The sequence below is a fragment of the Paenibacillus antri genome (genome assembly GCF_005765165.1).
In the GTDB taxonomy this organism is placed as follows: Bacteria; Bacillota; Bacilli; order Paenibacillales; family YIM-B00363; genus Paenibacillus_AE; species Paenibacillus_AE antri.
On record NZ_VCIW01000006.1, the window covers coordinates 61283 to 73734 of the forward strand.

9 protein-coding genes are annotated in these 12452 nt (G+C 50.2%); 6 read left to right on the forward strand and 3 right to left on the reverse strand.

Features of this window, described 5'->3' with window-relative positions:
• The first annotated feature begins 4 nt into the window (after window positions 1–4).
• The 6 genes from FE782_RS11530 to FE782_RS11555 all read left to right on the forward strand — a co-directional run bounded on the left by FE782_RS11530 (window position 5) and on the right by FE782_RS11555 (window position 7620).
• Window positions 5–2443 (forward strand): S-layer homology domain-containing protein, encoded by a 2439-nt coding sequence (locus FE782_RS11530; RefSeq protein ID WP_138194247.1) that lies wholly within the window; start codon window positions 5–7, stop codon window positions 2441–2443.
• Between the two features lie 136 nt (window positions 2444–2579).
• Window positions 2580–3338 (forward strand): YveK family protein, encoded by a 759-nt coding sequence (locus tag FE782_RS11535; RefSeq protein ID WP_138194248.1) that lies wholly within the window; start codon window positions 2580–2582, stop codon window positions 3336–3338.
• Complete coding sequence (locus FE782_RS11540; RefSeq protein ID WP_138194249.1) at window positions 3319–4008, forward strand: CpsD/CapB family tyrosine-protein kinase; 690 nt, start codon at window positions 3319–3321, stop codon at window positions 4006–4008. Before FE782_RS11535 ends, FE782_RS11540 begins: the two co-directional genes overlap by 20 nt.
• 102 nt (window positions 4009–4110) lie before the next feature.
• Window positions 4111–5934 carry a nucleoside-diphosphate sugar epimerase/dehydratase gene (locus FE782_RS11545; protein ID WP_138194250.1) on the forward strand — a complete coding sequence of 608 codons (1824 nt, stop codon included), beginning with the start codon at window positions 4111–4113 and terminating at the stop codon, window positions 5932–5934.
• Window positions 5935–5949: 15 nt separating this feature from the next.
• Window positions 5950–6603 (forward strand): hypothetical protein, encoded by a 654-nt coding sequence (locus tag FE782_RS11550; protein WP_138194251.1) that lies wholly within the window; start codon window positions 5950–5952, stop codon window positions 6601–6603.
• A 3-nt stretch (window positions 6604–6606) separates the two neighbouring features.
• Window positions 6607–7620, forward strand: coding sequence for a stalk domain-containing protein (locus FE782_RS11555; protein ID WP_138194252.1), 1014 nt, complete (start codon window positions 6607–6609; stop codon window positions 7618–7620).
• A 133-nt stretch (window positions 7621–7753) separates the two neighbouring features.
• Here the strand turns inward: FE782_RS11555 and FE782_RS11560 are convergent, their stop codons facing one another.
• The 3 genes from FE782_RS11560 to FE782_RS11570 are packed head-to-tail and all read right to left on the reverse strand — an operon-like array spanning window position 7754 to window position 12451.
• Window positions 7754–10219, reverse strand: a complete 2466-nt coding sequence (locus FE782_RS11560) for an O-antigen ligase family protein (RefSeq protein WP_138194253.1) — start codon at window positions 10217–10219, stop codon at window positions 7754–7756.
• Window positions 10194–11324: a glycosyltransferase gene (locus tag FE782_RS11565; protein ID WP_138194254.1), complete on the reverse strand. Its 1131-nt coding sequence runs from the start codon at window positions 11322–11324 to the stop codon at window positions 10194–10196. The genes FE782_RS11560 and FE782_RS11565 overlap by 26 nt, the downstream gene beginning before the upstream one ends.
• Window positions 11321–12451, reverse strand: a complete 1131-nt coding sequence (locus FE782_RS11570; RefSeq protein ID WP_138194255.1) for a glycosyltransferase family 4 protein — start codon at window positions 12449–12451, stop codon at window positions 11321–11323. Before FE782_RS11570 ends, FE782_RS11565 begins: the two co-directional genes overlap by 4 nt.
• Window position 12452: the final 1 nt, after the last annotated feature.

The following is a 12452-nucleotide window of genomic DNA, read 5'->3' on the forward strand; positions in this document are numbered from 1 at the left end:
AACCATGAAGAAGAAAGTATTAAAGACTACTGTGGCAGCAAGCTTGGTTTTCGGGTCCATTGCTGGGATTCCGTTGAGCAATAAGGGAATTCAAGAGCTGTTCGGAACTCCGGTTGCAAGTGCATCGATAACCTCGGAAAATCCGCTCCCGGTAGAAGCGAATGAATTGTTGCAGCGGATGATTCGTGTCTACAACCAACTGACTCCGGAAGAACAAGCGGAAGTCAAGCAGTTAAGTATTGATCTGAGTGGAAGCGTAGTACCGGAGAATGAATATCTTGTAGAACCGATCATCAATTTCGTTAATGCGAAGCAAGAAGGCGAGAACGAGATTAATGCACAGGACACTCTGCCAATAATCGCGGCATTCTCCATCGCGCTTTCGAGCGATCAAGAGACGCTTAGCAAGGGCTTAAACGGGCTCCGCGAAAGCGAACACGTTCGCACATGGGTCTCCAAGATCTTAGCCGGCAGTGGCGTGAGTCTGGATGGAGAGAATCAACTCCAAGTCTCCGACTTTGTAGCCTTCTTGAATGCATCTCAGTCGGCTGTTGCCAACCAATTTACGTTGACAAAAGCGCTGACCTACTTGAACGCGCATAAAGACGGGACACTGTTGACGACGCAGCGGGCTGCCTTGAAGGCTGACCTGAAAGCGGCCTACGAAACTGTGATTGGTAATACAAGCCTGAAGCTTTCCCAAGCACTCACTTACTACACGTCCCTGCCTGGCGAGAAAACGGCCTTGGCTGAAGCGCTTGCGGATACTGCACTGAATTACTTGGACAAGTTCGACAGCGATACGAAGGCTACCACCGCGATTCTGAAGGGAATCGTCCGTTCCGAAGCGAAGCTTGCGTCTACCTCGGGAGGCGTAGAGTTGACGCCGCGGCTTACGATCTTTGATAAGGATATCTCGGACTTGGTTACTTGGGGAGTCGAGACGCCAAATAGCTTTATTAGCTTTACCGGCGGCAAGTTCGTCTTGAGCAGCTCCGCACCGGCGGATACGAACGTTACAGCTTCGGTATACGCGAAGGATAAGTTATTTGATGAGTTGGTTTTCAAAGGTGATATTACTCTCCGCAGAGCCTCCGAATCCGGTCCGGTTGGCGGCGGCCCAGCACCGAGCACGGGGCTTCCTCCGCAAGCGGCTGAACAAGCTCAAGCTGCGAAGAAAGCAGTAGAAGAGGCGAAGGCAAAGCTCGCGGAAGCTTCTCCGCAAGAGAAGAGCAAGATTATGAAGGAAGCCCTCAAGAACGTGAAAGAGGCAATTAAGGAGATTGGCAAGGTTTCCTTGTCCAACGCGGTGACGGTAACGAACGGCAAGGCGACAGCCAACGTGAATGTTGGGCAGTTGCAGCAGCAGCTTGCCGCAATTAAATCGGAAGTAGAAGCGTTGAAAGCGTCGTTGAAGGAGCTCGACGCCAATGCCAACGTAAACATGGCGCTGACGCTTGACCTTGGCGACGTCGATGCGGACGAAGTCAGCCTTCAGTTGGTTGGCGCGCTTCTCACGGCTGTAACTGGGGCAGGCGCAACATCCATCAACGTTACGGTGAACGGTGCGGGCATCAACTTCGCTCCTTCGGAGGTCGCAGCCGGAACGACGCTGACGATTAGCAACGCCTCGGATGATTCCGTCAGCGAAATTGCCGATGTAGTAACGTTCACGTTCGTCTCCCCGGCAGGTGGCGAAATCGACGAGTTCGATCGTCCGGTATCCCTGACGCTGTCGGTGGATCCGGAAGCGGACTTCGACGAAGAGCTTCTGACGGCTGCGAAGGTAACGGAAGACGGTCTTGAGATTGTAGGAGGCACCTACGAGGACGGTACGGTGACGGCCCCTCGCTCGACGTTGTCGACGTATACGGTCATTGAGAATGACGTCGAATTTGCGGATACGGCATCGGTAGGCGCGTGGGCCGGTAAGGAAATCAAAGTCGTTGCGGCGAAGGGCATCGTAGAAGGCCGCGGCGCCGGCGACTTCGACCCGAACGCCAACGTGACGCGTGCCGAATTCGCGAAGATGATTTCCAAGGCGCTCGGCATCGCCGGCGGCAGCGCGAAGGAGAGCTTCTCCGACGTGTCCGCAGACGATTGGTTCCAACCGTATGTCGCGGCTGTCTCGAAGTGGGGCATTACGAACGGCAGAACGCCTTCGAGCTTCGATCCGAACGCGCCGATTACGCGTGCGGAGATGGCGACGATGATCGCTCGCGGACTGCAGCAAGTGCGCGGCGAACAAAGCTTCATCGCGAATGAAGACGTATTGGCGCAGTTCAAGGATGCGGATCAGATCCTTGCAACGCTCGAGGATGGAGTCGCGTTCGCGGCTGATCTGGGTATCGTTCAAGGGCTTCCGACGGAGGAATTCGCACCGAACGCCCACACGACTCGAGCGCAAGCGGCGGTTATGATCTATCGCCTGCTGCAACAATAAGTAGAACCCAACATGAGGGCCCGTCTTTCTTCTCGGAGAGAGACGGGCCTTGCATTTTCCTATTCATTCCCGTATCCATTCATCTGATAATCGTGTAAAATGAGAGGACAAGACTGTTAAGGGAGTTAATTTCATCATGGAACTGGAGTTAGAACTGAAGGATTATGTAAAGATTGTACGGAAGCGATTGTGGCTTATCCTGACGGTCGTTGTATTGGCCAGCATCGCGGCCGGAGTCGTAAGCATGTATGTCTTGAAGCCTGTGTATGAAGCATCGACGAAGCTGATCGTGAATCAGTCGAACGAAGCCGCGACCGGAATGCAGCAGCTTGATCTGAATGCCGTTAACTTAAACTTGCGCTTGATCGATACATATAAGGAAATCATTAAGACGCCAGCGATCATGGATAAGGTGATGTCCGAGCATCCCAAGTTCGGACTTACCGCGGGCGAGTTGAGCGACAAGGTGCGTGTTAGCTCGGTGAATAACACGCAGGTCATGACCCTGGTTGTAGAGGATGGCTCCTATGAACGCGCGGCAGCCATTGTCAATGCAATCTCGATCGTGTTCCAAAGAGAAATCCCCTCGATCATGAACGTGGACAACGTCTCCATCTTGAATGAAGCGCCATCGAATGCATCGCCTTCCCCGGTGAAGCCCAACGTGAAGTTGAACATCGCGATAGCGTTCGTAGTATCCTTGATGGTTATGCTAGGGATCGCCTTCTTGTTAGAATATTTGGACGATACGATTAAGACGGAACGCGATGTCGAGACGGTAATCGGATTGCCGACCTTGACCGCGATCGCGAAGACGACAGACGAAGATTTCACCCACGGGGCGAAAAGTTCTAAACGAAAGGTGACTGACAAACGTGCCGTCCTTGAGCAGTAAACGGAAAATCATTGCCCAACACAACCCGAGGTCTCCGATCTCTGAAGCTTATGTCAAACTAAGAACGAATATCGAATTGTCCGCGGTGGATAGTCCGATCCAAGTCATCATGACGACTTCGGCCAATCCTGGGGACGGTAAGTCGACGACAGCATCGAACTTGGGAGTCGTATACGCGCAGGCTGAGAAGAAGACGCTGATTATCGATGCCGACCTTCGAAAGCCGACGATGCACCACTACTTTATGTTGAGCAATCGAGGCGGGCTTACGAGTGTCTTAACAAACCAGAGCAGGTTTGAGTCCGTGGTTCGAGATACCTCTACGCCGAATTTGCAAGTGCTCACGTCGGGCCCGATTCCGCCGAATCCTTCGGAGTTGTTGTCTTCCAAGCGGATGAGCCACTTGATCGAAGAACTGCGTAGTCAATACGATACGATCATTATCGATTCGCCTCCGACCTTGGCGGTCGCGGATGCTCAGATCATCTCTACATTAACGGATGGTGTGCTGTTAGTCCTGAGCTCCGGAAATACGAAGCGAGATTTGGCACTGAAGGCGAAGGCCAGCTTGGAACATGCGAAGGCACGGATTCTAGGCGTCGTCTTAAATAACATGGACCGGAAAAATGCGGATGCATACTATTACTACTATGGTGCAACAGAAGAGTAGCTCCGGCTGCTCTTTTTTACTTGCTTCTATTTATTAACAAAAATGAGTCCCGTTGTGGTACAATAGTCCGGACATAAAGAGAGATGGGACGGCGAAATACCTATGAATAACAATGTAAGGGTTATGCTGCTCGTTGCATTGGACTGCATTTTTGTTGGGAGCTCCGTAGTTTCATCCTACTTGATTCGAAACAACGGGAGCATTCCGATTGCATTGTGGGGAGAAGTCGTAGGGTTTAGCATGACGGCAATACTCGCCCTGGGACTATCCTTTTACTACTTTAAGCTTTATCACCGGGCCTGGAGATATGCTAGCATTGGGGAAATCGTTTCTATTGTCAAGGCAACAGCGATAGGGATTCTGCTAGCTTATCTTGCAACGATGGTTACGATGCATGAAGTTGTAGACTTCCCTGTATTGACGCGTACGTTCCAGACGGTTCTGATTCTCGTCGGTGGCTCGAGGTTTGTATGGAGGATGTTTCGAGATACATACTTCGTTAAGCAGAGGCGGATGAAGAAGCCGGCGCTCATTATAGGCGCTGGCGATGGAGGAGCATCGATCGTCAAGGAGCTGAAAAATAACCTGGCTTCTGAGGTATACCCCGTTGCCTTCATTGACGACGACCCGAAGAAGAAAGGCTTGCAGGTCCAAGGGATTCAGGTCCTAGGCGGTCGTGAGCTTATTGTCTCAACCGTCGAGAAATATCATGTCGAAGAAATTATTATTGCGATGCCTTCGATATCTAAGTCTCAAATCTCCGATGTCATTGAGGTATGTAAAAACACAGGAGTACGGTTGAAAATGCTTCCGGCACTCTCCGCTATTTTGGCCGGGAAGGTAAGCTTAAGCTCGATTAGAGATGTTCAGGTCGAGGACCTATTGGGCAGGGATCCGGTCAGTGTGGATCTGGCAGGAATTACGGATTATATACGGGATAAGACGGTACTCGTTACCGGAGCCGGGGGCTCGATCGGGTCGGAGTTGTGCCGTCAGATCGCCTTCTTCCAACCAAAGAAGCTCCTTCTCCTTGGTCACGGGGAAAATAGCATCTATCAGATCGAGTCGGAGCTCTTGCGGCTGAAAGTCGCCTGTCCGATTGAGACGATCATCGCGGACGTTCAAGATCGAAAGAGACTCGACACGATCTTCAACCAATTTCGCCCACAGGTTGTTTTCCATGCAGCTGCCCATAAGCACGTTCCGTTAATGGAACGCAACCCGTCGGAATCCATTAAGAACAATGTCTTCGGTACGAGGAACGTTGCGGAGTATGCCGATCTCTACAGTGTCGAACGATTCGTTCTTATCTCTTCCGATAAAGCCGTAAACCCGACGAGCATCATGGGGGTCACGAAGCGGATCGCTGAGATGGTCATCCAGTGTATGAATGTACATAGCAAGACGAAGTTTTCCGCTGTACGGTTTGGGAATGTGTTAGGCAGTCGGGGGAGCGTCATCCCAAGGTTTAAGGAGCAGATCGCGGCAGGCGGGCCGGTCACAGTAACGCACCCGGATATGGTTCGTTACTTCATGACGATCCCGGAAGCTGTACAACTGGTGATCCAAGCTGGCGCTTACGCCGAGGGTGGCGAGGTGTTTATTCTCGACATGGGGAAGCCGGTGAAGATCGTCACGTTGGCGGAGGATCTCATTCGCTTCTCCGGTTTGGAGCCTCATGTGGATATTAAGATCGAGTTTACGGGCATTCGTCCGGGAGAGAAGTTATTCGAAGAGTTGTTAACCGATGAAGAGGGTCTTACTTCGACGAAGCATAACCGGATATTTATCGGTCGGCCCGCGAACATTAGTCGCACCGAGATGGAGTTCGAGCTAAAGCGATTAGAGCAAGTGCTCGGGGAGGATCAACAGAGTATCCGTTCGCTGTTGAAGACGATTGTCCCGACTTATGGGAATGTATCTTAATCAGGAGGGGAAGCGATGAAAAGGAAGCGCAGATTCCGATGGGTGTGGATCCTCTCGGGCTCCTTGCTCATTGTTGGCGTCGGCGCGTATGTTGCCATGGATATGGCCGTGTCGTATACGTTGAAGCAGATGACTGCTGTCGTCCCTTCGGATCCGATCGCAACAGAGGGGGCATTGGAGGAGCCGGGAACGGCGGACTCTGTTGTCTCGCAAGAAGAGTCGTCTGATATGCCCCTGGAGGCATCGTCCAGTAACGTCGCTGATTCGGAGTCAGAGGCGGGGGCTGGTGCGGCCTCACCGGCGACGCAAGCTCCTGAGCCGGCCCAAGGGAAGTCGGACAATGACAAGCCGCAGGAGGCTGTCGGTTATGATCCGAATATCAGCTCGGAACAGGCGGCAAGCGTACAGGAAAACGTAACGGCTAGGGAGAAACTGACCGTAGCAGGCGTGTTGATGGACAATTTTAGCGCGGCGGAGCTGCGAGAATTCGCGTCGATCGCTGCCGGCGGCATTACAGTCGAAGAGAAGAAAGCCGCTCGAGACACCTTTTTATCGCGTTTAAGCGAAGAGGAGTATAACGAGCTCATCGCGATCGCCGCCAAATACGGATTAAGCCAGGGAAAGAGCTATGTCGAGGTAAAAGAAAGCACAGAACCGATGAAGGAGTAGATTATGAAGAATCATCTGAAGAGAGGCGTGCTGGTTCTTGCCAGCGCCATCGTTATGGGAAGCGCGTTCGCTGTCGCACAAGCGAATGACGCCGCAGAAGGTCAATTATCGATATCCATTGCCAAGGCTCCGATCAGCTTTACTTTCAATGGACAAGCATTAGCCCCCGCGAAAGGGGAAGAGGGTTTTATCCATGAGGGCACGACCTACGTGCCGCTGCGCTTCATGTCCAATGCCGTCGAGAAATCCGTAGCCTGGGATGGCAACACGATGACGGTCTACGTTACCGAGCCGTCGAAGAATGAGAAAGAAGCGATCCGGAAATCGAACGCCGCTTATGCCGTAGAGTCTTCGACCGCACCGACGCAAGAATCGGTCGTTACTCAATCCATTGGAGTATTCTCCAAGCCGATTACTTATGTGTTCGACGGTGTGAAGAAGACGCCTGCCGCTGACAAATCCGGGTTTATCTATAACAACAAAGTCTATGTACCGTTGCGCTTCTTCAGCGACTCGGTAGGTCAGACGGTCCAATTCGACCCGAAGACATACGCGATTAAGGTCACTGTGAAGGCGCAGGCGAGCAAGACGCCGGATACCACGAATCAGCCGGAGACGAGCGATAAGAAGCCAGCGATAGCTCCAACACAACCGACGCCGACGCCAGTAGTCGGGGGCGGAGGCGGTGGTGGGGGCGGCACAGGGGTCGTAAAGCCGAGCTACGATTCCATCATATCCGAGGCGGAGAGCAAAATCATCGCTTTACAGGCTGGGTGTATGGCTAAACTTACGACCATCAAAGATCAATATGAGGCAGCTACGGAACAGTCCGAAAAGGATAGGCTCCGCGCGCAAGGGGAGGCAGAGTTTACAGCCTGCGATAGCTCCTTCTACTCCCTTATGGATAACCTAAGGAAGTCGCTTCAAGACAATCAGTACGATACAGCCGCTGTTGATACGTATATAGTTCTGTACGAGGCGCTCGTTGCTGATAAGAAAGCTGAATATGGAATATAAAGCCCTCATACAAGAAAACCCGGAATGCCGATGAATCGGTATTCCGGGTTTTCTTGTATGTGTACGCCGAGCTTAGCGTCATCAATTATGGTAGTAGTCCGAGTTTGATCACCGTATAGGGTTTCCTAATATTCTAGTTTATAGGCGCTTGTTTTGAAATGTCATCGATCTGTTGATTGATTTGTTGCGGGTCTTGGACTCTCATCAACAGTTCGGATAATAGCTCATGGTCCGTTCGGCCCTGTTTCTTTAACAAACCTAAATAATAGATAGCGGCCGTGAAATCTTCTTGTTGATCAAAAGTTTTATCGAGAGCGGTTGCTAAATACTGCTCTGCTTGCGCATCGTCGCCTCGGTACAAGTATACTTGCCCCATCGATAATGCTAACCCCGGGGTGATCCCGAACGCGCGGCCTTGAAGCTGGGCCTCGGGCAAATGTTCAAGCTCTTTCGCTTTATCTTCCACCCGGTCCCGAACTGCGAACACGGCATCCCAGTGTGCTTGGGCTTCGGTTACGGATTGAGCGTTCAAGAGAGTTACGCCATATTGAAAGTGAACCGCAGCCAGTTGCTCATATAAGCTCATGTCCCATGGATAGTGAGGGATGGAAGCCTCCAGTAATGCGATACCGTCTTCGTATTTTCCTTTAAGCAACTGAAGCTGAAGCTCGCGAAAAACAAAAGGTTTATAGAACGGCTCTTTTTGCTTCATTTCCGAAAGTAGCTTCTCGGCCTGTTCAGCGAAGTTCTCGTCTTTCGTTTGACTGTAAAGTTGGTTCATCAAGGCCAGCTTGAGATCCACGTATTCCGGGTGACCGGTCTTATTGATGGCCATATCCAACGGGTTTAAAATTTCCTGCAGAGTGCCTGTTCCGGAGGAGGCATTAGCGCGAGCAGACTCGTACAATCGATTTCCTGATAGGTCATTAAATGAAAGAACGATGAAAAGTAACGACGACACTAACAAAGCACTGGGCAGGAAGAAAGCCCACTTGCTTTCCGCCAGCTTTTTCTGAACCGGGAAGGAGGGGAGATCGCTCCCGGAAACCATTGCGCCAAGGGATAAATAAACGAGAGCGCCTAAATAAACATAGCTCATATTAAAATCAATAAAGCTATGCGCGAGAATCGAGACGACGATGACATAAAAAATCAGATATGTTCCTTGTTCCTCTTCGTTCTTCTTAAAGTGAGACCGGAGGAAAAAGTAGACGACACCTAGGAACAGGATCAAGACCGTAATCAGTCCGACGATTCCAACTTCCACAAGTGTTTGTAGGAAAAAGTTGTGGGCTTGACGGCTGACATATGGATTCGATTGATATTTTTCATATAAGGATTGCCAGGCGCCGCCGCCTGCCCCGAATGCCGGATAATCTTTCCAAAGCGAAACTGCGTTTTGGTAAAATGTCCCCCGTTCCAACACGCTGTGTTGATTTAAATTAATGTTTTCGATCCGATCTCCGATATTCTCGGGAAGCAAGGAGGAAAATCCGGAGTTACCAAAAAGTAAATACACACCGATCATGCCCGCGACGACACCGAGAACTGGTAGATAAATGCGGGAACTTCTGCGTTCATGAAGGCGCTGAAGAACCACATCCAGCTTAGGTTCGAGAAATTTCCTTATGGATAAGCTGATAACCATCACGACAATGGAAGCAGCCAATAAGAAAAGCCACCCCTTGGTCGCTTCCAGGGCTATGAACTGTGCCTGCAGTTCCGTTCCCAACCGAGTAACGGGTTGGACAATGGAGAACGATGCGATAGACGTAACGATGAGCAAGATGATCGATATGATCTGTTTCTTTAGGGAAAGCAAAGGAAGTACGAGAATAATGACGAACGGCAGGACAATAAATCCTCCGCGCGATAAAGTTAATACGAACGATAAAGCGGCAGGAACCAACAACAATGAGCTGAAGATGGTCCAAGCCCTCTTATTCGAAAGTACGGTTACGAGCAGAGCACCGATCATGAGAGCGATCAAATAGGCAGCGTAGCTGTTGGCATATTGGAATGCGGAAGTAAGACGATACCCGTTCTCCGTAAACATCACGGCATCTCGATAAAGCGTCGGGTTTTCGTTCGTCCAGCGAAATAACCCCCAGAACGAAGCATCGCCGAACCAGTTAGCAAATCCGAACAGGACAATGGCCGAACCGGAAAGTAGGAACGTCTTCTCCAATAGTCCAGCCCCCCAATGGGGTCGGGACAGGTACATGCCTACAAGAAAAATAGTGCTATACTGAACGTTGATCCATAAGCTAGCCCCGGAATAGTAATCGGACACGCCGAGAACATGCGAAATTGTATACGCTAATGGTGGAAATAAAAGAAACAAGTAAACTATGAAATCATTCCCTCTCTTTCGCACGTTGTAAAAGAGAGAAACGCTGAACAGTAAGAGCAACGTCCAAGTGATCAATTGGGAAAAGAAGATGTCGACGTCGAACTCCGAGCTTGCACCGTTGAAAAGTGCTCGCTGATAGGGCATAAAAAACAAGAATAAAAACATAACCCCATAACTAAGCCAATAGATAATCGATGATTTCTCTGGATTGGCATCCGCTTTACGACCGTTTGCTTGTAAATTCATAGCTTTCTCCTTTTATAAAGGCCTCATAATGTCCGCGAACATACTCATGTATTTTTTGTTTAAAACGATAATCCGCGAAAGATTCGGCATGTCTGCGAATTTCTACCGGGTCAAAAGACATCGTATCGAGCTTCTCGACGGCTTGAGACAGGCTTGAGGCGGTTTGTTCCGAAAAGAAAGTACCTGTAACCCCTTCTTTGACCGTCTCGAGGGCTCCGCCTTTCCCGAATGCGATGACCGGTCGCCCGCTGGCTTGCGCCTCGAGCGGAGTAATTCCGAAATCCTCGTTGCCCGGCATGATAAAGGCTTTACAACGGGAATAGTAATCCGCAATTTCTTCGTCGGAACGTGCCCCAAGGAATGTAACCGTCGGACCGGCCAGCTTTTCCAAACGTTGTCGGTCGTATCCGTCGCCGATAATGATCAGAGGCTGACGCGAGAGATTCATCGACTCGATGACAATGTCAACTCTTTTGTAAGGTAAGAGCCTAGAGACGATCAAGTAATAATCTTCCTGCTTGTCCGAAATCGTAAATTGGCTGAAATTGACGGGAGGATGAATGACCTCGGACGCTCTGCGGTAATATTTCTGAATACGATTCGCGACATTGTTCGAATTCGCAATGTAATGATCAACTCTCGTAGAAGAGAGTTGATCCCACAACCGAAGACGGTGCAGCACGAACGGGAGAACATAACGGTAGATCGGGTTTGTCCCAATCTCCTTCAAATAGTCGTGATACAGATCCCAAACATACCTCATAGGCGTATGGCAATAGCAAATATGAAGTTGATTTGGGTTCGTAATGATCCCTTTGGCGAATGCGCTGGAGGTACTTAGGATTAAGTCGTAGTTGCCAAGATCCAAGTTCTCGATCGCTAACGGAAGAAGGGAAAGCATTTTCTTGTAATGATGTCTTGCTCCCGGGATCTTCTGGAGGAAGGAGGTGCGGACATCGGCGTTTTGTAACCGTGCAGGTATCTTAGTCTTGTCGCATATTAGTGTATAGACAGGCGCGTCAGGAAACAAATCCATAAAGCATTCCAACACACGCTCGGCCCCGCCATATTGCGTTAAATAATCATGTACGATCGCGACCTTCACCGGTTTCCCCCCAATGCCTTTCGATAAGTACTTTTCGTCTTTTCGTACGTTTGCTCCCAGCCGAATCGCGTTGCTCTCTCCAATGATTTTTCGATATATGAATCCCTATGCCGGGAATCGATTTCGAATTGGCGCATAGCATCCGCCCATTCTTCGAATGCATCGGGCGGCAATAAGATCCCGTTGTCGCCGACCACCTCCGGAATCGACGAGGCGTTGGAAGCAATCACCGGCACCCCGCAACCCATGGCTTCTAGGAGTGGAATCCCAAAGCCCTCATACCATGAGGGGAAGACGAATGCCAGAGCCCCGGTGTAAATCGCAGGCAGATCCTCGTCGGCAATGAATCCGGTAAAACAAATTTCTTGTTGCAACCCATGTTCTTGGACGTACTGAAATATAGGATCAAACTTCCAGCCCTTCGCTCCGACAATAACCAGTTTCGCTTCCGAATGGAATGTTTTCTTCAATTGGTTAAAGCTTTGAAGGAGACCGAGCAGGTTTTTCCTCGGTTCCAGAGTACCCACGAATAAGAAGTAACTTTCAGGCAAATTATATTTGCATATTGTGTCCCTGACCGCTTCCGATGGAACAGGCTTAAATTTTTTATCGGCCGCAAGGTGAATCACATCCACTTTGCTTTCGGGAATATGAAGCAATTCGACAATGTCCTCTTTCGTTTGTTCCGAAATCGCGATAACCCGTTCCGCACGCTGTGCCGAGTAGGGAACCCATTTCGAGTGATGGGCGTATATTTTTGCGCTTGTAGTATTCGGATTTCTCAAAAATGCTAAGTCGTGAATCGAGACGACGGAGCAACGCTTCCGGATCGGCTGGATCGTAAAGTTCGTCCCGTGAAATAAATCGTATTTCGTTCGGGCGAACGCATCGACTGGAAGATCGTAAAGCAAATTCGGTTTCATAAACCTTCTTATTAATTTGTATGGATATCGGTTGTTATGCACAGGCCATCCCGCATCTAAGTGGATGCTCTTCACCAGTCGATTGATCCAAAACGTAGCTTGAATATGTGGATCTTCCTGCATGAGTTCACCGATGCTCTTCACGTATCGAGCGATGCCGGTAGCAGGACCGAGGAGCGGTTGCGCATCGACCAGTATGTTCATG